This window comes from Deferrivibrio essentukiensis, from assembly GCF_020480685.1.
Lineage (GTDB): Bacteria > Chrysiogenota > Deferribacteres > Deferribacterales > Deferrivibrionaceae > Deferrivibrio > Deferrivibrio essentukiensis.
The window spans coordinates 119,543-139,457 of sequence record NZ_JAJAFU010000002.1; the positions used below are offsets into that span (position 1 = coordinate 119,543).

The 19,915-nt window shown below is 36.5% G+C and carries 21 protein-coding genes; 7 read left to right on the forward strand and 14 right to left on the reverse strand.

Annotated elements, in window-relative coordinates:
- Positions 1-10 precede the first annotated feature (10 nt).
- From mce to LF845_RS01730, 3 genes are read left to right on the forward strand one after another with little or no spacing between them, the layout of a single operon-like run.
- Positions 11-412: a methylmalonyl-CoA epimerase gene (mce, locus tag LF845_RS01720; RefSeq protein WP_242819263.1), complete on the forward strand. Its 402-nt coding sequence runs from the start codon at positions 11-13 to the stop codon at positions 410-412.
- 4 nt (positions 413-416) lie between these two features.
- The gene (locus LF845_RS01725; protein ID WP_242819264.1) at positions 417-1,001 is read left to right on the forward strand and encodes an epoxyqueuosine reductase QueH; all 585 of its coding nucleotides are present in this window, start codon (positions 417-419) and stop codon (positions 999-1,001) included.
- A complete protein-coding gene (locus LF845_RS01730; protein ID WP_242819265.1) occupies positions 998-1,213 on the forward strand; it encodes a DUF2905 family protein in 216 nt (71 codons plus the stop codon). The genes LF845_RS01725 and LF845_RS01730 overlap by 4 nt, the downstream gene beginning before the upstream one ends.
- A 58-nt stretch (positions 1,214-1,271) precedes the next feature.
- Here the strand turns inward: LF845_RS01730 and LF845_RS01735 are convergent, their stop codons facing one another.
- On the reverse strand, positions 1,272-1,475 hold the full coding sequence (locus LF845_RS01735) for a cold-shock protein (RefSeq protein ID WP_242819266.1): 204 nt from the start codon (positions 1,473-1,475) through the stop codon (positions 1,272-1,274).
- Positions 1,476-1,666: 191 nt separating this feature from the next.
- On the opposite strand from LF845_RS01735, the gene LF845_RS01740 reads away from it, so the two are divergent.
- Positions 1,667-2,521: an NAD(P)-dependent oxidoreductase gene (locus LF845_RS01740; protein ID WP_242819267.1), complete on the forward strand. Its 855-nt coding sequence runs from the start codon at positions 1,667-1,669 to the stop codon at positions 2,519-2,521.
- A gap of 16 nt (positions 2,522-2,537) precedes the next feature.
- Here LF845_RS01740 and hcp read toward each other — a convergent pair whose 3' ends face one another.
- Positions 2,538-4,172, reverse strand: coding sequence for a hydroxylamine reductase (hcp, locus tag LF845_RS01745; protein WP_423220566.1), 1,635 nt, complete (start codon positions 4,170-4,172; stop codon positions 2,538-2,540).
- 133 nt (positions 4,173-4,305) lie between these two features.
- Here hcp and LF845_RS01750 point away from each other — a divergent pair, with 133 nt between their 5' ends.
- Positions 4,306-4,929 carry a LysE/ArgO family amino acid transporter gene (locus tag LF845_RS01750; RefSeq protein ID WP_242819269.1) on the forward strand — a complete coding sequence of 208 codons (624 nt, stop codon included), beginning with the start codon at positions 4,306-4,308 and terminating at the stop codon, positions 4,927-4,929.
- A gap of 67 nt (positions 4,930-4,996) precedes the next feature.
- Positions 4,997-6,088 carry a branched-chain amino acid aminotransferase gene (locus tag LF845_RS01755; RefSeq protein ID WP_242819270.1) on the forward strand — a complete coding sequence of 364 codons (1,092 nt, stop codon included), beginning with the start codon at positions 4,997-4,999 and terminating at the stop codon, positions 6,086-6,088.
- Here LF845_RS01755 and LF845_RS01760 read toward each other — a convergent pair whose 3' ends face one another.
- Positions 6,089-7,078, reverse strand: a complete 990-nt coding sequence (locus tag LF845_RS01760) for an NAD(P)H-dependent glycerol-3-phosphate dehydrogenase (RefSeq protein WP_242819271.1) — start codon at positions 7,076-7,078, stop codon at positions 6,089-6,091.
- 49 nt (positions 7,079-7,127) lie between these two features.
- On the opposite strand from LF845_RS01760, the gene LF845_RS01765 reads away from it, so the two are divergent.
- Positions 7,128-7,409, forward strand: coding sequence for a late competence development ComFB family protein (locus tag LF845_RS01765; RefSeq protein WP_242819272.1), 282 nt, complete (start codon positions 7,128-7,130; stop codon positions 7,407-7,409).
- A 26-nt stretch (positions 7,410-7,435) separates the two neighbouring features.
- Here LF845_RS01765 and LF845_RS01770 read toward each other — a convergent pair whose 3' ends face one another.
- The 11 genes from LF845_RS01770 to nuoF are packed head-to-tail and all read right to left on the reverse strand — an operon-like array spanning position 7,436 to position 19,906.
- Entirely contained in the window at positions 7,436-7,897 is a 462-nt protein-coding gene (locus LF845_RS01770; protein ID WP_242819273.1) for a ferritin family protein, read from the reverse strand.
- 8 nt (positions 7,898-7,905) lie between these two features.
- The gene (locus LF845_RS01775) at positions 7,906-9,333 is read right to left on the reverse strand and encodes an NADH-quinone oxidoreductase subunit N (protein WP_242819274.1); all 1,428 of its coding nucleotides are present in this window, start codon (positions 9,331-9,333) and stop codon (positions 7,906-7,908) included.
- Positions 9,334-9,346: 13 nt separating this feature from the next.
- Positions 9,347-10,843 carry an NADH-quinone oxidoreductase subunit M gene (locus LF845_RS01780; RefSeq protein ID WP_242819275.1) on the reverse strand — a complete coding sequence of 499 codons (1,497 nt, stop codon included), beginning with the start codon at positions 10,841-10,843 and terminating at the stop codon, positions 9,347-9,349.
- Positions 10,844-10,853: 10 nt separating this feature from the next.
- Positions 10,854-12,770, reverse strand: a complete 1,917-nt coding sequence (gene nuoL / locus LF845_RS01785; protein WP_463062121.1) for an NADH-quinone oxidoreductase subunit L — start codon at positions 12,768-12,770, stop codon at positions 10,854-10,856.
- A gap of 9 nt (positions 12,771-12,779) precedes the next feature.
- Positions 12,780-13,079 (reverse strand): NADH-quinone oxidoreductase subunit NuoK, encoded by a 300-nt coding sequence (nuoK, locus tag LF845_RS01790; RefSeq protein WP_242819277.1) that lies wholly within the window; start codon positions 13,077-13,079, stop codon positions 12,780-12,782.
- A gap of 12 nt (positions 13,080-13,091) precedes the next feature.
- Entirely contained in the window at positions 13,092-13,592 is a 501-nt protein-coding gene (locus LF845_RS01795; protein WP_242819278.1) for an NADH-quinone oxidoreductase subunit J family protein, read from the reverse strand.
- A 3-nt stretch (positions 13,593-13,595) separates the two neighbouring features.
- Complete coding sequence (gene nuoI, locus LF845_RS01800) at positions 13,596-14,036, reverse strand: NADH-quinone oxidoreductase subunit NuoI (protein ID WP_242819279.1); 441 nt, start codon at positions 14,034-14,036, stop codon at positions 13,596-13,598.
- A 10-nt stretch (positions 14,037-14,046) separates the two neighbouring features.
- Positions 14,047-15,033: an NADH-quinone oxidoreductase subunit NuoH gene (gene nuoH / locus LF845_RS01805; protein WP_242819280.1), complete on the reverse strand. Its 987-nt coding sequence runs from the start codon at positions 15,031-15,033 to the stop codon at positions 14,047-14,049.
- 10 nt (positions 15,034-15,043) lie between these two features.
- A complete protein-coding gene (locus LF845_RS01810; protein ID WP_242819281.1) occupies positions 15,044-15,811 on the reverse strand; it encodes a tetratricopeptide repeat protein in 768 nt (255 codons plus the stop codon).
- Positions 15,804-18,098, reverse strand: coding sequence for a molybdopterin-dependent oxidoreductase (locus tag LF845_RS01815; RefSeq protein WP_242819282.1), 2,295 nt, complete (start codon positions 18,096-18,098; stop codon positions 15,804-15,806). Before LF845_RS01815 ends, LF845_RS01810 begins: the two co-directional genes overlap by 8 nt.
- A gap of 17 nt (positions 18,099-18,115) precedes the next feature.
- Complete coding sequence (gene nuoF, locus LF845_RS01820; RefSeq protein WP_242819283.1) at positions 18,116-19,906, reverse strand: NADH-quinone oxidoreductase subunit NuoF; 1,791 nt, start codon at positions 19,904-19,906, stop codon at positions 18,116-18,118.
- Positions 19,907-19,915: the final 9 nt, after the last annotated feature.

Genomic DNA, 19,915 nt, shown 5'->3' on the forward strand with positions numbered 1-19,915 from the left:
AGGGGGAGTTATGTTAAACAAAATAGACCATATTGGAGTCGCAGTAAAAAATCTTGAAAATTCTCTCGCATTTTATGAAAGCATGGGGGCTAAACCATACCATTTTGAAGAGGTTGCAAGTCAAAAAGTAAAAGTTGCTTTCATTAAGATTGGTGAAAGTAATATTGAATTGTTGGAACCTACTTCTGAAGACAGCCCCATATTCAAATATATAGAAAAAAATGGTGAGGGGATTCATCATATTTGTTATGATGTTCAAGATTTAGGTAAGGCACTTGAAATGTTAAAGAAAGATGGGTTTAAATTAATAAACGAAACTCCTCTAAAAGGTGCACATCACAAATTGGTGGCTTTCGTTCATCCCAAGTCAACCAACGGAGTTTTAACCGAACTTTCTATGGATGAGAAATAGTAATATGAAAATATTGCTCCATCAGTGCTGTGGCCCCTGTTCTATTTACCCTATTGAAATATTACTCGAAAATGGTTTCGATGTAACAACTTACTTTTACAATCCCAATATCCATCCTATGCACGAATTATATAAAAGACTAAACGGAGCAATAGATGTTTCCCGTTATTATAATTTAAAATGTTTGGTATCAAATGAATACGGTTTAACAGTATTTTTAAACAGTGAATTTTTAGACAGCAGAAAAAGATGCTCATTCTGTTATGATATAAGAATTAAAAATGTTGCAAAGTATGCTGCAGAAAAGGGTTATGATTGTTTTTCCTCTTCACTTCTGTATAGTAAATATCAAAACCATGAAGAAATTATCAAAATTTGTGAAAAATACTCCAAAAAATACAATGTAGGTTTTTACTACTATGACTTCAGAGAAGGTTGGAAAACAGGGATTGAAAAATCAAAAAGTATGGAAATCTACAGGCAACAATATTGCGGATGTATATTCAGCGAAACTGACAGATATGACAAACAATTAAGTAATCAACTAATTAATAGGATTGAATCTGACAACTCTGTGGAGGCTGTATGAACCCAGGTATAGGACGGATGTTAATTCTTTTAGGGGTAATATTTATAATCGCAGGGTTTATTTTTATCGCAGGAGAAAAAATAGGATTAGGAAGATTATTTGGAGATATTTATTTTAAGAAAGGAAATTTCAGTTTCTATTTTCCCCTTACTACATCAATAATCATAAGTATAATATTGACCATACTCTTAAATATCTTTTTCAGAAAATAAAAAATCCGCCTCAATGAGGCGGATATATCTTTTAATCAGTTTAAAGCCTTAGTTTCAATTATGCTTTTGAAACATTAGCTGCTTGTGGTCCTTTTGGTCCTTCTACTACTTCAAATGTAACCTTATCACCCTCTTTTAAAGACTTGAAGCCTTCCATTGTGATAGCTGAGTAATGTACGAATACATCCTCTCCAGTTGAACTAGTGATAAAACCATAGCCTTTTGAATCGTTGAACCACTTAACGGTACCTGTGTTACTCATGTTAATTCACCTCATATTTTTACTGAAGCAATGCTTCAGTTATAAGTTATCACTATTACAAAAATATGTCAAACAATATTGAAATAAAATGCCATTATAAATTGTTTTTTATTCTCTTTTTAATGTGGTAATTTCTCCAACCATTGATTTTAAGAAAAATAGGTTATAAAATATGCAAGTAGGAGGTTAACATGAAAATTTCATTCGTAGGTCTTGGAAAGCTTGGCTCTGCAATAGCTACTAACCTTAGTAGTTACTATGATATTGTGGGTTTTAACAGGACTTTTGAAAAAGTAAAAAATGTAAAAATCAAGGCAAGTAGTCTTAAAGAGATTGCAGAAAACGATATTATTATTCTTAACCTTTCTGACAGCATAGCGGTTGATGAGATTCTATTTGGAGAAAATGGTCTTATCAATTTTGGTTTAAATAATAAAATCATAATAGATACCACTACAAATCATTTTGAAAGTGTTTTAAATTTTCATCAAAAACTTTCTGATTTAAACTCTTCTTATGTTGAAGCTCCCGTTATTGGAAGTGTAGTCCCTGCTTTAAACGGTCAGCTTACAGTCCTTGCTTCATGCGGGGATGATGTTTTTGGAAAAATAGAGCATATTTTAAAACACATTGGAAAAAAAGTTATTCACTTTACCAAAGAGGGGTTGGCAACAAAGCTGAAGCTGATAAACAATCTCGTAATGTCAAATATTATGTTTGCAATTTCTGAAGCACTCGCCTTTGGTGAAAAAATAGGTATTGAAAAAAACAATATTATGGAAGTTTTAGAAAATGGTGCGGGCAACTCATTAATATTTAATGCTAAAAAAGAAAAACTTTTAACTGAAAACTTTGATGCTCACTTTGATTTGAAAACACTTTTAAAAGATTTAAACTATGCGGATGAAATGTTTGAGAAATATAGCCTGCCTATCTTGAGTAATTGTACTAAAAATATATATAGTATAGCCTCAAATATGGGGTATTCTGAAAAAGATTTTAGCTCAATTTATATGTTTCTTAAAAATATAAAGGGCGACAAATAGCCGCCCTTTTTTTACCTTATTTTCCTGCCATTATTGCTTCTAAATCTTCATCTACTGAGCCGATTGGCTTAATGTCGAAGTTTTCTACCAATACTTTGGCAACATTTGGTGATAAAAATGCAGGAAGGACTGGTCCAAGCCTGATACCTTTAACACCTAAGTAAAGAAGTGCCAATAGTACACATACAGCTTTTTGCTCATACCATGCAATATCATATGAAATCGGCAAGTCATTTATATCATCAAGCCCTAAAGCCTCTTTTAATTTCAATGCAATATAGGCTAACGAATATGAGTCGTTACACTGGCCTGCATCAAGCACTCTTGGGATACCACCAATATCACCTAAGTCAAGCATATTGTATCTGTATTTTGCACAACCGGCAGTCAAAATTACAGCCTCTTTAGGAAGCTTTTTAGCAAGCTCAGTATAGTATTCTCTCTCTTTCAACCTTCCGTCACAACCAGCCATTACTACAAATCTTTTTATTGCACCACTCTGAACGGCATCAATAACTTTATCAGCAAGGCTTAATACCTGGTCATGAGCAAAACCGATAACTATCTTTTTCCCTTCAATAGGAGTAAGTCCGCCCAAATCTTTAGCCATTTGAATCATTGCAGAAAAGTCTTTCATTTTCCCTTCAGGCGCATTTGGGATATGTTTTATACCAGGCCAGCCAACAAGCCCTGTTGTAAATATTCTATCTTTATATTCGTCCTTTGGTGGAACAATACAGTTAGTTGTAAAAAGGATGGGACCGTTAAAAAGAGGAAATTCTTTTGTCTGATTAAACCAAGCTGTCCCAAAATTGCCGGCCAAATGCTTATACTTTTTAAACTCAGGATAAGCATGAGCAGGAAGCATCTCACCATGTGTGTATACCTTCACGCCTGTGCCTTCGGTCTGAATCAAAAGCTCTTCCAAATCCAAAAGGTCGTGACCGCTCACAAGAATACCGGGACCTTCATATAATCCTGTATACACTTCCGTAATTTCAGGCTTGCCATATTTTGTAGTATTAGCTTCATCAAGTAGTGCCATAGTTTTAACCGCTATCTCACCTGTTTTAAGTGTCAATGCAACCAACTCATCAACAGTAATATCTTTTCTCAAAGTTTCAACAAGTGCTTTTTCAGTAAATTCAGTTATTTCACTATTTTTATACTTTAACACATATGCATGGTCAGCATACGCTGCAACACCTTTAAGTCCGTAGATAATAAGCTCTTTCAGTGACCTGATATCTTCATTTGCTTCAGACAAAACGCCTACTGCAGTACCTTTTGCAAGAAAATCTTCTTTAGTCTGATTTGATTTCCATGTAACTGCATCAGGAGCACCGCTTAAATCGCCAACTTTCTCAGCCAATTCATCTCTTAATTTTAATGCTTTTTTGTTGTATTCAACAAATCTCTCAGGGTCAAAATTCACGTTTGTAATTGTAGAAAAAAGCCCTTCCAATACAAATAAATCCGCCTCTTCAGTATTAATACCTTTTTCTCTGGCTTTGATTGCCACATATGATAGACCTTTTAGGGTATAAACCAAACAATCTTGCAGGGTAGCTACTTCGTCATTTTTACCACATACCCCTTTAATATTACATCCTACACCTTTTGACGCTTCTGAACATTGATAACAAAACATACTCATGTTTTCCTCCTTCTGCTTTTGTTAATCATAATATAACATAGAAAAAAACTATTAACTTGATTTAAGTCAAAAATACTCTTTTTATTTTTAAACTTGCAAAATATTCCCTTTTATATATAAGAGCTGAATGACTTTTTATGGTTCATTTATAAACGGATTTACACTGGGGTTTTCATTAATACTGGCTATAGGTGCACAAAATGCCTTCGTTTTAAAGCAAGGAATCAAAAATAATCATATTTTTTTAATATGCATTATCTGTGCATTGTCAGATGCCTTTCTTATATTTGTTGGTGTTTCAGGACTTGGCTTCATAGTAAAAAAAATGCCTATGCTATTAGTGGTTACTAAATATTTTGGTGTAATTTTTTTAACATATTATGGATTATTAAATTTATACTCTGCTTTAACTAAGTCACATTCATTAGAAATGACAAATCAAGTTAATAGCAATATTAAAAGTATTATAATATTAACATTAGGTTTTACCTGGCTTAACCCTCACGTTTACTTAGACACAGTCTTATTGTTGGGCTCTATTTCTGTTCAATATGGCAATTATAAGTATTATTTTGTCATTGGTGCTATGCTTGCCTCTTTCGTATTTTTCTTCTCCTTAGGTTATGGTGCAAAATTATTTGCTCCTATTTTTCAAAGGCAACTCTCCTGGAAAATACTTGAATTGATTATAGGTATTACGATGTTGATTATCGCCTTGAAAATTTACAATATACCATTTAATAATCTTTAGTTAAAACAGTTGCTTGACTTTTTTATTAGTTAGAAATATCATATCTATCACTAATATGGGGGTAGTTATGAAGATAAATTTAAAATTAAAAGATAGCTCAGAGAGACTTCAGTCACAACTTGCTCCAAAAGAGAAATTACCTTTTGGAAAACTTCGTACTGACCATATGTTTGTGGCAGATTATATCGATAACGAATGGAAAAATGCTCATGTTATACCATATTCTGACTTCAGTATTGCACCAGGCGCAATTGTTCTTCATTATGCTCAAGCAATTTTTGAAGGTGCTAAGGCTTTTATGCACCCTGATAACGAAATTTATACCTTTAGAGTTGACAAAAATGCTGAACGATTAAACATTTCAGCGGACTGTCTTTGTATGCCAAATATTCCTGTAGATTTTCAGATTGAAGCTATACATACATTAATAGATGTTGATAGACTGTGGTTTCCATTGCAGGAAGGTGCCTCACTCTACATTAGACCTTTTATGTTTTCAGTGGATGATTCCTTAGGCGTGCACCCGGGTGCAAAATATAAATTTGCTGTTATTCTTTCTCCAAGCGGCCCTTACTATCCTGATGGTTTTTCAAAGCCTATTAGGTTATTAATTACTAAAAAATTTCATAGAGCTACCCCAGGTGGCACTGGCTATGCAAAAGCTGCCGGTAATTATGCCGCTTCTCTCAGAGCTGGTGAGTTTGCAAAAAAATTCGGAGCAAATCAGGTATTATACCTTGATACTACAAACACATACATTGAAGAAGCGGGAGCTATGAACCACTATCACATAACTGCTGACGGCACTGTTGTTATACCTGAATTTACAGATACAATTTTAAAATCTATAACATCTCTATCAATTATTGAGCTTGCTAATGAACTTGGTTTAAATGTTATTCAGAAAAGAATAAAAATAGATGAGTTTATAAATGACGTAAAAGCTGGTAAAATTGTCGAAGCAGGCGGCTTTGGCACTGCTGCAGTAATTTCACCTGTGGGTGAATATGTTTTTGAAGACGGTACATCTTTAACTGTCGGCAACGGTCAGATTGGTCCTATCTCTAAAAAGATATATGAATATTATACCGGTCTGCAATATGGTAAAATTAAGGATAAAAAAGGTTGGTTAAAAAAGGTTGAAAGGAAGCATGCCTAATCAGGCATGCTCCTCTTTTAGTGGTCTATTCATTAAATCTAACAACGATTGTTTAGGATTTTTATTGTTGTAAAGTATTTCGTATATTTCGTTTGATATTGGCATCTCTATATTCAGCTTTTCGGAAAGATTTTTTACTGCTTTTGCTGTAAAAACCCCTTCAGCCACCATTTTCATATTTTTTAATATTTCTTCGAGTGTATACCCCTCTGCTATCTTAAGTCCTACACTTCTATTTCTACTTAAATCTCCCGTACATGTTAATACTAAATCACCCATGCCACTTAAGCCCATAAAGGTTTCCTTTTTGCCACCAAGACTAATACCAAGTCTTGTTATTTCTGCAAGACCGCGTGTAATAATTCCTGCCCTTGCATTGTGTCCAAGTTGTAAACCGTCGCAAATACCTGTAGCAATGGCTATTACGTTTTTTATTGCACCTCCAACTTCTACTCCCACTACGTCATCAGTTGTATAAGCTCTAAAATATGAATTTGACAGTATTTCTTGCCATTTTTCTGCCTCTCTTTTATCTTTTGATGCAATACTTACTGCAGTCGGTTTCCTGTTTGCCACCTCTTTTGCAAATGAAGGACCTGAAAGAATTGACAGATTAGCATCTATCATATCTGAAATAATCTCTATTATTAGCTCACCCGTATTTATTTCAATCCCTTTTGTTGCCACTATTATCGATTTACCTGCCAATAAACTGCCCATCTTCTTCAAAGTCTCTCTTGTAAATTGAGTTGGCACTGCCCATAAAACTTTGTCATACCCTCCCTTAAACTTTTCTAAAAATTCAGCTTTAAGATTTTTGTCAAGTATTGAACCTTTTAAAAATAGTGGATTTTCATTGTATAGATTTATACCTCTCACTACTTCTTGTTCTAATGCATATATTGTTACGTTGTAATCATTTTCGGACATAAGATTACCAAGTGCAGTGCCCCAACTTCCACCGCCAATTACTGCTATTTTTCCTTGCATTTTATACCTCCGATGGTAAAATGTATTATGTTGGTACAAAGGGGGTTTTATGCCGAAAATTAATATATACGATTATGACAAAATACACAATATCAATGAGAAAAGGGTCTGGGAACTTTTAATTCAGCTCATTGAAAATGATGACACTATATGCACTTGTAGAGATTGTATACTTGATATTGTTGCCATAACTTTGAACAATATTCCCCCACACTATCAGGTAAGTGAAGATGATTTTTCAGAAGCCTATAAAAAGATTAGCGATGAAGGTATACTTTCAGAGCTTTTAACTGCATCTGAAATTGTGAAAAAACATCCTCACCACTTATAAAAAAAGCAGGCTTTTAGGCCTGCTTTTTAATTCTCACTGAGAACTATATCCTCGTACATCTTTTGTATCGTATTTCTGTGTAACGACTCCTCAACAGCGAGTCGATTAAATACTTCCTCAGCAGGGGTACCACTATATTTTTCTGCGAGTTTTTCATAAAATACCCTTGAATTATCCTCATGCTTCATAGCTATTCTCAGAACATCCTGCACTGACATATCCTCAGTAATAACTTTTGGAAGGACAAGGTTAGTAATGCCAAGGTCTGTATAGTAGTATTTTGTATCAAGCCCCACACTGTCAATCTTACCGGTATCAATCATCTCCTGAATAAGATTTTTATGCTTAACCTCTTCTTCTGCAAGCTCTTTTATTATTGTTTTGGCGCCCAAGTCACTTACGTAGTCATAAAGCTTCATATAAAACTCGTAAGCTAACTCTTCCTTTCTTTTAGCATCTTCCAATGCTTCTTTAATTGTTATTTCCATACCTCACCCTATACTAACATCATTTTTACTATGTTTATGAAAAATGATGGAAATACACCAATTAAAAGGACAAATACAACTGCGATAAAAGTAGCAATTGAGCTGGCAGGCTTCATTTCAATTGAAGCATCGTATTCAGCCTCTTTGAAGTACATGTAAATTGTTACTCTCATGTAGTAGTAACAAGCAATCGCACTATTTACCACACCGACTATAGCAAGCCACACAAGTCCACTCTTAATGGCAGCGGAAAATATATAAAATTTACCAACAAATCCAGCCAATGGCGGAATACCTGCGAGTGAAAACATAAATATTAACATTGCAAGTGAAGCAAGTGGATGCTTTTTGGAAAGACCTGCAAAACTTTCAAGTCTTTCATCATCAATTATTCCTTTATTTTTAAGCTGTCCAAGTATCGTAAAAGCACCAATATTCATAAAACCATAAATAATCATATAAAGGGCAATCGCTTTATATCCTAAATCATTTGCAGCAACAAGGCCAATTAGCATATAACCTGCATGTGAAATTGCGGAGTAAGCTAACATTCTTTTAACATTGTTTTGTGCAATAGCCACAAGGTTACCATAAGTCATTGTAAGAACAGCTAAGATGGAGAAAAATAATTGCCACTGAACACTTGCTGGTTCAAGAGCAACCATTACAAATCTTATAAGGGCGCCGAATGCAGCAGCTTTTGGTGCTACAGTCATAAACCCTGTAACCGGTGTTGGTGCTCCTGAATACACATCCGGAGCCCACATATGAAATGGCACAGCAGAAATTTTAAATGCAAATCCTGCAAGCATCATTACAAGACCAAGCTTAATGTTCAAGTTTTCTACGCCGTTTGTTCTCAACATTTCAGCTATGACAGAATACTTTGTACTTCCAGTATAACCATACACATAAGTTAAGCCGTACAACAGTATACCTGATGAAAAAGCACCAATTATGAAATACTTAATCCCAGCTTCATTTGATCTCTTATCCTTTTTATTGAAACCAGCCATTATGTACATAGCAATTGCCATTGTTTCAAGACCTAAGTAAAGTACAGAAAGGTCTGTAGCGCTTACCATAAACATCATGCCAATTATACTAAAATATAGGATAGTATAATACTCACCCTTATTTATGCCATTAGCTTTCAAGTAGTCTACAGAGCCAAGCGTGGTTAGGATATAGGCAATTGCAAATACTATGAAAAATGCATATGCATACGAATCCCACACTAACATCTGATCAAACCCAACAATCTTAAAACCTCCAACTGGCACAGATGCTAGCAGCGTTAGGAGGATAAAAGCGATTCCAAAATATCCAACTCCGGACTTTTTCTCATCCTTACTCATAACATCAATAACAATAAGCATTAATCCGAAAATGGTCATCAATATTTCTGGTAAAATTGAAACTATACTCTGACCCATCTTATCCCCTCCCTTAATTCATCGCTACTTTGATACTTTGAATCTGTTCTACCAGCTGTTTTACACTCTCATGCATATAAGAAGTAAAGGTCTCTGGGTATATACCTGTCCAAAATACCAAAATTATTAGAGGCATTATATAAATTACTTCCCTTACATTCATATCAGTCAAATTGTGTAAACCAGTGTTGTAAGACTGGAAGAACACTCTCTGATACATCCATAGCATATACACAGCAGCAAAAATTACCCCTGAAGCTGCTATGATTGCCATATTTGAAAATGCTTTGAAGCTTCCTACCAGTACTAAAAACTCACCAATAAAGCCACCCATACTTGGTAGACCGATTGACCCCATTGTAAATATCAAGAAAATTGTAGCATATACTGGAACCTTTGATGCAATTCCGCCGTAATCTGCAATCATCCTTGTATGAGTCCTTTCATATAACAAACCGATAAGTAGGAAGAGTGCACCCGTAATAATACCATGATTAAACATTTGAAGAATACCACCTTCTATACCTGACTGGTTGAACGCATAAATTCCAAGTGTTACAAAACCCATGTGGCTAACTGATGAATAAGCAACTAGTTTCTTTATGTCCTCCTGAACCATGGCCACAAGAGCACCATAAATTATCGCAATTACGGAAAGTATTGCAACAAAAGGCATAAAGTTAATAGACGCAATAGGTGTGATAGGCAAGCAGAACCTTAAAAGTCCGTAAGTACCCATTTTAAGAAGTACACCAGCAAGTATTACTGAACCCGCAGTCGGTGCTTCAACGTGTGCATCAGGTAACCATGTGTGTACCGGAAACATTGGAACCTTTATAGCAAAGCCAACAAAGAATGCCAAAAATACTAATGTTTCAAACAATCCTCCACCATAAGATTGGCTTGATATCGCGAGAATATCAAATGTGTAATTTCCAGTAATGCTACCATGTTTGAAATACAGTGCGATAATTGCAAGCATCATAAATACAGAACCTGCAAGTGTATAAAGAAAGAATTTAACTGCAGCATAAATCCTTCTTGCACCACCCCATACACCGATTATCAAGTACATAGGAATTAGCATTGCTTCCCACAAAATGTAAAAGAGGAAAAAGTCAAGTGCGACAAATACACCTACCATTGCTGCTTCCAATATAAGCATTGCAATGTAAAACTCTCTTTGTCTCTTTTGAATATATGTAAATGAGCCCAAAATAGCTATTGCAGTAAGCAATGTGGTTAAAAATACCATTAAAATCGAAATGCCATCTACCCCAACATAGTACTGAATGCCAAATGAGCTGATCCAGTCGTACTTTTCAACAAACTGCATGCCAGGATTAGATTTATCAAAATTTGTCATAAGCGGCATTGTCAACACGAGCTCGATAATACTTGCAATAAATGCACCCCACATTGTAGCCTTTCCACTTCTAAAAAAGAGGAAGAGAAAGAATGCAGCTAAAACCGGGAAGAAGATTAATATAGTCAAAATATTCGCCATCATACTCTGCCCCCTAACCTATGTAGAATATTGTTAGCAGCAGGATGACACCTACTACCATGCTAAATATATATGTTTGAATTCTCCCGGTCTGTAGATGTCTAAGCACGCTACCGAGAAACTTTGCCACCCATCCGAATGCATTGACAATAAAGTCAATAACATTGGCATCAAAACCTTTCCATAAGAATTTTGATATCATGACCAATGGGTTAATTATGAATGCCTGATATATCTCGTCAAAATACCATTTGTTGTAGAATAATTTGTAAATCGGACCTGCAGCCTTAGCAGTCTTAGCAGGCAATACATCCGGTTTTTGAACATAAAATACATAAGCTATGTAAATACCTATTATACCGATAACGGTTGAAAGAGCCATTAAACCATATGTTGTTGCATGGCTTAGATGATGTCCGCCTTCACCATGACCAGCTACAACATGAGAAAGCATTTTATGGATAATACCATTTTCTAATGGAAGACCAAACACTAGTCCAGCGAAAATTGCTGGTATAGAAAGTAATATTAATGGAACAGTCATTGTTAGTGGTGATTCATGTGCATGATCAAACTTATGTTTATCCCTTGGTGTGCCCTCAAATACAAGGAAGTATGACCTAAACATATAAAATGCAGTCATTCCACCAACAACAGCTGTCACAAACCATGGGAAATAGTGTCCGCTTGCAAATGTCATTGCAAGGATTTCATCTTTTGAGAACCACCCTGACATCAATGGAACCGCACCAGAAATTGCCATACATCCTATTAAATATGTCCATCTTGTAATAGGCATCTTAGCCTTAAGTCCACCCATTTTCCTAACATCAAGATCATTTTCCATTGCATGCATTACACTACCTGAACCTAAGAAAAGAAGCCCTTTAAAGAATGCATGAGTAAAAAGGTGGAAAATTGCAGCTATGTATGCTCCTGCACCAGTAGCCATTATCATATATCCAAGCTGACTAACAGTGGAGTAGGCAAGGATTCTCTTAAGGTCAAACTGAGTAAGACCTATTGTAGCACCCAATAATGCAGTGAACATACCTATATAGACGACTATATTACTTGTAATATGGGCTTCAGCAAATAATGGATTGCACCTAGCAACCATATAAACACCTGCCGTTACCATTGTAGCAGCATGTATAAGGGCTGAAACCGGTGTAGGACCTTCCATTGCATCAGGTAGCCACACATGAAGTGGAAATTGGGCAGATTTGCCAATTGCACCGCAGAAAAGCCCAAAAGTCATTAAATCCAATAGGCTTAAATTCGCACCAAAAACTTTAAATGTTGCTTCTTTAACATGCACTATCGCTTCATGATTAAAGGCATCTGAATAGTTTAGACTTCTAAAAGTTACCAACACTAAAAGCAAGCCAACATAAAAACCAAAGTCCCCTATCCTGTTTACTACAAATGCCTTTTTGTTGGCATCTGCTGCACTCTTCTTCTCATACCAGAAACCGATAAGAAGGTAAGAGGACAGTCCAACTAACTCCCAACCAACAAAAAGCATTAGGAAATTATTACCTAATACAAGAACTAACATTGAAAATGTAAATATTGAAAGATATGTGAAAAATCTCCAGTAACCAGGATCATCGTGCATGTAGCCAATGGAGTATATATGTACCATAGTACTTACAAAAGTTACCACCACAAGCATGTAAGCCGTTAGTTGGTCTACAAGTATTCCAAAAGGTATCTTTATATCTCCGGCTAAAACCCACTCATATACTACAGTATCTACAGTATGTCCCCCCATGACTCTGACAAAAGTAATCAGAGAAACAAGTAGAGACACAAGAACACCTGCTATTGCAATGTAATGAGCATTGTTTTTAATGTAAAGCCTTCCGAATATACCATTAATTAATAGGGCTGCTAAAGGTGCCAACAGAATTAATAACTCTATCATCATTATCTCCTATCCCTTAAAAAAGTTTACTTCATCTGCATTAATTGTCTCTTTATTTTTAAAGAGAGTAATGATCAGGGCTAAACCGACCGCAGCCTCAGCAGCAGCAACTGCCATAACAAAAACTATAAAAACTTGGCCGTTCATTGCATGTAAATATTTAGAAAATGCTGCTAAATTTATATTTACTGCATTAAGCATAAGCTCTAATGACATAAACATTACGATCAAGTTTCTCCTTACAAGAACTCCAGTCATCCCTATACCAAAAATAATTGCACTAAGTGCTAAATAATGCTGTAAAGTCATAAACCCTCCTCCTTAATCCTTTTTAGCAAGAACTATTGCTCCAATCATTGCTATTAACAATAATATAGATGCAATTTCAAAGGGCACCAAATAGGTCGTAAAAAGCTCTTTACCGAACATTTTAACATTACCAAGTTCTTGCGCCAACTGAGGAGTTACCCATCCAAGTTTACCAATTACTTCAGAGCTTTTAAGAGTCATAAGCACCTGAAACACTATTATAATAGATGCGACAACTCCGATTACATACCTGAACGGAACCTTTATAAACCCATGTGATTTAGGGTTAAGAAGCATAACAACGAACAGGTATAAAACCAAAATTGCCCCTGCATATACCAATACCTGAATTGCAGCAACAAACTCTGCATCTAATTGTACAAAGATTCCGGCAACTGCAAAAAAAGTAAGAAGCATCCATAATGCTGAGTGCACAGGGTTATTCCTAGTTATCATAAACAGGGACGAAACTATAGCTACAAACGCAAGAATATAAAAAATCACCTGTTCCATAATCTATTCTCCTTTGACATTTTTCCTATTCTCTACCATGTATCTCATGTTGATAATATAATTATCCCTGGTGCTATCTACAGTATCATACCTGTCACTCATGTGAATTGCATCTTTAGGGCAAGCCTCTTCACAAAATCCACAGTAAATACATCTTGATAAATCTATTTCAAACTTCCTTACCAATCTCTCACCGTTAGGACCGGCATCTGTTTCTATATGAATACATTCAGCAGGGCAGACCTTTTCACAAAGGTAGCAACCAACACATTTGCTCACCCCTCTCTCATCGACATTCATATAATGAATCCCTCTAAATTTGTAGATAGGGGACTCTTCATAAGGGTACCTGACTGTTACAGGCTTTTTAAACATGTGCTTAAGAGTTACACCTAAGCCCTGGAATATTTCAGTAAAAAATATCGTATCAAATATATTCTTCATTAAGCACCCCCTACCTTATCACATAAACAACTATAGATGTTATAACTATATTTGCTAAGGCAATAGGTATCAATATTTTCCAACCAAGCGCCATAAGCTGGTCAAACCTAAGCCTTGGCAATGTAGCCCTTAGCCACAGGTAGAAGAACATGAAGAATAAAACCTTCAACACAAACCATACAAATCCCGGTAAAACAGGACCATTCCATCCACCAAGAAAAACTATTGCAGCTATTGAAGAAACTACGTACATATTTGAATATTCTGCCAAAAAGAACATTGCAAACTTCATACTTGAGTATTCCACATGAAAACCAGCAACAAGCTCTGTCTCTGCCTCTGGCAAGTCAAAAGGCGCCCTGTTTGTTTCGGCTATTGCAGAGATAAGGTATACAACAAATGCCACAAATTGTGGAACTATATACCATAGCCCTCCAGCCTGAGCCTCAGTAATCCCTTTAAGGCTAACAGTGCCTGCCAAAAGAATCGGTCCAATAAGGGCAAGTCCCATTGCAGTCTCATAACTAATAACCTGCGCTGAAGACCTCAAACTTCCAAGAAGCGCATACTTTGAGTTTGACGCCCATCCAGACATAATAAGCCCGTATGTACCAACAGATGACAAAGCTAACACATAAAGAAGACCTATGTTGACATCACTGATGTATGGCTGGATCTGATAGCCAAACAGTGTAAACTTATCAGCAAAAGGGATAACCGCAAATGCTGATAACGCCGGAATTAAGCTTAATAGCGGAGCTATAATATAAACCGGCTTATCAACCATATCAGGAACTATGTCCTCTTTAGCGACAAGTTTCAGTCCATCTGCTATAGGCTGCAACAAACCTTTCCAACCTACATGTGTCGGACCAAGCCTTACCTGCATATGACCAATAACTTTTCTTTCAAGCCAGGTCATATAGGCTACACCTAAAAGTAAAACTGTGATAACGATTAGGATTTTGATTACTACTAAGAGAATCTGTAAAAGCATAGCCAACCTCTTATAATTTTTTTATATCTTTAAAAACTTCAACCAACTTTTCAACTTCGGGGTTATTAGGATAATTTTTACTTGCAGTTTCAAGGACTTTTTCTGCCTCGCCATATTGCGACAATCCTATCAGAGCTAAGGAATAATTAAGCAATAGTGTTATATCCATTATCCCTCTGCTGTATGCCTTAAAATAACATTTGGATGCCTCTTCATAATCGTGCCTTGTAAAGTATAAATCGCCAAGCTTTTTATAAGCATCCAAATAGTCACTGTTGATCGCCAGAGTCCTTTTAAATAGCTCTTCTGCTTCTTTAATATTACCTAAATAGTACTCACATAACCCCAAATAATATACAGCTGCTGCATTTTCTTCATTATTCTCTTTAATCTCATTAAATATTTTTTTTGCTTCTTGCAGGTTACCAATCTTAAAATAGACTGTCCCTAGCATGTATTTGGCTCTCATATTATCTTCAGCCAACTCTAACGCCTTAGATAGATATTGTATCGCCTCGGAAAACTTCATCAGCCTTGCACATGCAAGCCCAAGCCTATAATAATATTTGGCACTTTTTGGATTAAGGGAAACTGCATTTTTAAAATACCTCTCCGACTCACTGAGTCTGCCTGAGTCATACAAGGAAAGACCAAGATAGTAATTGGCTAAACCATCACTATCTTTACTGTCCTGTATATACCCACTAAGTATCTCAATTGCTCCGGAATAGTTTCCCATATTATACATCCTCAAAGCTTCCTGTAATTTATTATCCATTATGTTTAACTAAATCTACCTTTAAATACTTCCCTTTGTGGAAGAGATCAGCTGTCTCTTTGAAATCATTAGGCAAAGAAACAACACCATCCGGCATACCTTTAACTACAGCAACTCTAAACTTTCTAGTTGTATCTTCAAACTTCAAAATTATATAATCCCCATCGGTCACGTTGAGCTTAGAGGCATCTGAGATGCTTATCTCGACTGCCGGCTCCGCATATACTTTGCTCAGATCTTTAGACCTTCTTGTAAATGAACCTGAATGAAGTCTTAATGAACCAGGAAAAACTTTAAATTTTCCTTTACCTTTTGGCGAAACCTTTTTAAGAGCAAATGCTCCGTCTAACACAAACGGATATTTGACTGTTCCACCATTAAAATCAACATCATTGTATAGCGGCACCTCTTTTCTGATTAAATCTTGAACCTCATCAATACCTTTAGGAAGGTTTACGCCTAACCTTGCAGATAGTAATGCCAAAAACTCAAGATCAGATATTACTCCATTGTCTACAGCCTTGTTTAAGCTCTGAACCCTTCCCTCAAAGTTAGTAAATGTACCATCTTTTTCAGCAAAAAGTGATACAGGTATATATACTTCAGATAGCTCCGCGACTTCACTCATAAACGGATCTGTAACTACCAAAAAGTCAAGCTTGCCTAAAATATCGCCAAGGTCACTATACTCAGGGTGTAATAGAGGATTTTCACCTAAGATTACAAGTGCCCTTAAGCTACCATCTTCCAACACCTTTCGAAAATCAGCCTGTGCTTCTGTTTTTACATAACCCGGTTTATAGTAAGGGGTACAACCCATATCTATAATACCTTGAGAGTTGTTCTTAATTTTGCAAGGTACTGTAATTACATTGCTAACCAGCGATTTTATCTCATTAACATAATATAAATCGAGTTCATCGTATGGATTATAGATTAAAACTGGTTTTTTGGCACTTTTAAAACTTTCTGCCAAATCTTTAAATTCTCCATCACCTTTAAGGCCATTTACAAAATTTTCTATCTTTTCATATACCTCTGACGGCTTGCCGGTAAAAAAGTTGGTTGCTACTCTCTTAAGTGAAGTCACTTTTGGGTAGAATACACTAAGTGTAGTCTCTTCTTTTCTGCCCATTCTTCTTACGGCATAACCAAGCACAGGATTTGACTCGGTTACATCTATGTTTAGCACTACCAGATTGTCAGAGTTTTCCACATCCTCATATGTGCCTTCAGGCAAAGCATTAACTGTTTCAAATGAGAAAACATTATTACTTCCGATTACTTCTCTGGCAAATTTTTGAGCAAGAAATGCTTCTTCGTTAGTTACTCTTGGAGAGACCAATACCCCAATCGAATCAGCACCATACTTACCTTTTATTTCACCTATTTTAGCGGCAACATATTCTATTGCCTCTTCTATGCTGCTTTCTGAAAATTCCCCCGATTTTTTAATCTTTGGAGTCTTCTCCCTTTCAGGCGAGTTAATAAGCTCATACCCGAATCTCCCTTTTGCACATAAAAAGCCATGGTTTACGCCTAAATCAGGATCTTCGGAGATTTTATAAACTTCATTATCTTCATGCTCAACTATAATTGAACATCCGCATGAACAAAAACCGCAAACAGACTCTGTCTTTTCAAGATTCCAAGGTCTGTTTTTAAACAAATATACCCTGTTATTCAATGAACCGACAGGACAAACGCTCATACATTGACCGCAGTATTCACAATTCCACGGTTGGTCAAATGAGGTCCCAATGTATGTTTCCGTACCTCTGTTTATAAAGCTTATTGCCTGAATATTAACAACTTCGTCACAAATCCTTACACATTTTCCACACAATACACATCTATCAATATCTCTTTCAATAAATGGGTTTGTGTGGTCAAATGGCGTATCGTTTGGTTTCGGGTCAAACCTTACATTCGTAAGGCCAACCTCAAATGTAAGATCCTGAAGCATACAGTCCCCACCCTTGTCACAAACAGGACAGTCTAACGGGTGGTTGATAAGGAGAAGCTCTATAACCGTTCTTCTCAATTTTTGTAGTTTTTCGTTCTGTGTAACTATTTCCATTTTATCAGTTACAGGTGTGGTACAGGCAGTCATAAGCTTAGGGTTTCCAACAACCTCGACCAAACAAACACGGCAGGCTCCAAACGGATTTAATGTCTTATGATGACATAATACCGGAATATGGACACCAGCTTTTTCCGCAGCTTGTAAAATCGTGCTATTTGGCTCTACCTGTACTTCTCTGCCGTCTATTTTAACGGTAACCATACGCTCACCCTCTTTTCTTAATCTATTGCGTTAAAAGGACAGTTTACAATACATTCACGACATTTAACACACTTGCTCTTGTCAATGTATGCCACTTTTCCTTTTTCCCAGGTAATTGCATTTACCGGACACACCTTAAAACAGATACCACATTTTTTACATGCGTCTTCTTGTACCTCAAACTTTACTAATTCGGTACATTCTCTACCCGGGCACCTTTTTTCTTTAATATGAGCCTCATATTCATGCCTGAAATATCTGATTGTCGTAAGAACAGGGTTAGGTGCAGTCTGTCCCAAACCACATAACGAAGAGACTTTAATATCTTGAGCCAAACTTTCCAGAAGCTCTATATCACCTTCTCTACCCTGACCTTTTGTAATCCTTGCAAGTATATCAAGCATTGTTTTTGTCCCTATTCTACACGGAATACATTTACCGCATGACTCACGCTGAGTAAATGTTAAAAAGAAGTGTGCCACATTAACCATGCAGTTTGTTTCATCCATTACAACAACACCACCGGAACCCATCATTGCACCGGCAGCAATAAGAGAGTCGTAGTCAATTGGTGTGTCTAGCAAGCTCTCAGGCAAACAACCACCTGAAGGACCACCAAGCTGAACAGCCTTAAACTTTCTCTTTTTTGGGATACCTCCACCGACTTCAAAGATAAGCTGGCGAACAGTAATACCCATTGGGACTTCTATAAGGCCTGTACTTTTAACTTTACCGCTAAGGGCAAAGATTTTTGTACCTTTAGATTTTTCGGTACCAATTGAAGCATACCAATCTGCACCATTCAAGATAATCATCGGCAAATTGGCAAAAGTTTCAACATTGTTTACATTTGAAGGCTTACCCCATAACCCTTTTACAGCTGGGAATGGTGGCCTTGAACGAGGCATCCCTCTTTCCCCTTCAATAGAAGCCATAAGAGCAGTTTCTTCTCCACAAACAAACGCTCCGGCACCTTCTTTCAAGTGAAGATGAAACTCAAAGTCCGTACCTAATATATTTTTGCCTAAGAAGCCTCTTTCTTCAGCTACTTTCAAGGCTCTTTTTACTCTTTGAATTGCAAGTGGATACTCCGCTCTACAATATATATAACCCTCTTTACAGCCAATAGCATAAGCTGCAATAAGCATCCCCTCAATTACATCATGAGGATTACCCTCTATAATACTTCTATCCATAAATGCACCTGGGTCACCTTCATCTGCATTACAGATGAGATATTTTAAATCCCCGGGAGAATTTCTACAAAAAGTCCACTTAAGTCCTGTAGGGAAACCGCCGCCCCCTCTACCTCTAAGTCCTGACTTTTTAACCTCTTCAATCACCTGCTCAGGGGTCATCTCTTTTAATACTTTTTTAATAGCTTCATAACCACCATGCGCAATATAGTCATCTATACTATCGGGATCAACTTTGCCACAGTCTTTCAAAACATACCTTTTTTGATGCTCATAGAATTCATAATAATCCTTTTTTGCAGCCCATTTAGCTACAACCTCTCCACCGACGACATGCTCTTGCACAATGGTCGGTACCATTTCCGCCGTAACATGCTCATATGTTACAGGCTCTTTGCCAGGAATATAAATATCTACAAGAACGTCTCTAGCACAAAGACCTCTACAACCTGTAGCCTTGACTTTACAATTTCTTTCCTTTACTTCGGCTGGAAGCCCCGCATCTTCAAACGCTTTTCTGAAAGCTTCCATTACTTCAGTACCTCCGGAAGCAACTCCGGCTGTACCCATACAAACATGAACTTCCAAATTTTCTACTACATATTCACCCATGTTTTACCC

Coding starts and splice junctions, on each gene's coding strand:
- LF845_RS01765 (WP_242819272.1), top strand. CDS start 7,128: ATGCCGAAAATTAATATATACGATTATGACAAAATACACAATATCAAT.
- LF845_RS01780 (WP_242819275.1), bottom strand. CDS start 10,843: ATGATGGCGAATATTTTGACTATATTAATCTTCTTCCCGGTTTTAGCT.
- nuoI (WP_242819279.1), bottom strand. CDS start 14,036: ATGAAGAATATATTTGATACGATATTTTTTACTGAAATATTCCAGGGC.
- LF845_RS01770 (WP_242819273.1), bottom strand. CDS start 7,897: ATGGAAATAACAATTAAAGAAGCATTGGAAGATGCTAAAAGAAAGGAA.
- LF845_RS01760 (WP_242819271.1), bottom strand. CDS start 7,078: ATGCAAGGAAAAATAGCAGTAATTGGCGGTGGAAGTTGGGGCACTGCA.
- nuoH (WP_242819280.1), bottom strand. CDS start 15,033: ATGCTTTTACAGATTCTCTTAGTAGTAATCAAAATCCTAATCGTTATC.
- nuoF (WP_242819283.1), bottom strand. CDS start 19,906: ATGGGTGAATATGTAGTAGAAAATTTGGAAGTTCATGTTTGTATGGGT.
- LF845_RS01740 (WP_242819267.1), top strand. CDS start 1,667: ATGAAAATTTCATTCGTAGGTCTTGGAAAGCTTGGCTCTGCAATAGCT.
- LF845_RS01730 (WP_242819265.1), top strand. CDS start 998: ATGAACCCAGGTATAGGACGGATGTTAATTCTTTTAGGGGTAATATTT.
- LF845_RS01735 (WP_242819266.1), bottom strand. CDS start 1,475: ATGAGTAACACAGGTACCGTTAAGTGGTTCAACGATTCAAAAGGCTAT.
- LF845_RS01755 (WP_242819270.1), top strand. CDS start 4,997: ATGAAGATAAATTTAAAATTAAAAGATAGCTCAGAGAGACTTCAGTCA.
- nuoL (WP_463062121.1), bottom strand. CDS start 12,770: ATGATAGAGTTATTAATTCTGTTGGCACCTTTAGCAGCCCTATTAATT.
- hcp (WP_423220566.1), bottom strand. CDS start 4,172: ATGTTTTGTTATCAATGTTCAGAAGCGTCAAAAGGTGTAGGATGTAAT.
- LF845_RS01815 (WP_242819282.1), bottom strand. CDS start 18,098: ATGGTTACCGTTAAAATAGACGGCAGAGAAGTACAGGTAGAGCCAAAT.
- LF845_RS01795 (WP_242819278.1), bottom strand. CDS start 13,592: ATGGAACAGGTGATTTTTTATATTCTTGCGTTTGTAGCTATAGTTTCG.
- LF845_RS01775 (WP_242819274.1), bottom strand. CDS start 9,333: ATGGGTCAGAGTATAGTTTCAATTTTACCAGAAATATTGATGACCATT.
- LF845_RS01725 (WP_242819264.1), top strand. CDS start 417: ATGAAAATATTGCTCCATCAGTGCTGTGGCCCCTGTTCTATTTACCCT.
- LF845_RS01750 (WP_242819269.1), top strand. CDS start 4,306: ATGACTTTTTATGGTTCATTTATAAACGGATTTACACTGGGGTTTTCA.
- mce (WP_242819263.1), top strand. CDS start 11: ATGTTAAACAAAATAGACCATATTGGAGTCGCAGTAAAAAATCTTGAA.
- nuoK (WP_242819277.1), bottom strand. CDS start 13,079: ATGACTTTACAGCATTATTTAGCACTTAGTGCAATTATTTTTGGTATA.
- LF845_RS01810 (WP_242819281.1), bottom strand. CDS start 15,811: ATGGATAATAAATTACAGGAAGCTTTGAGGATGTATAATATGGGAAAC.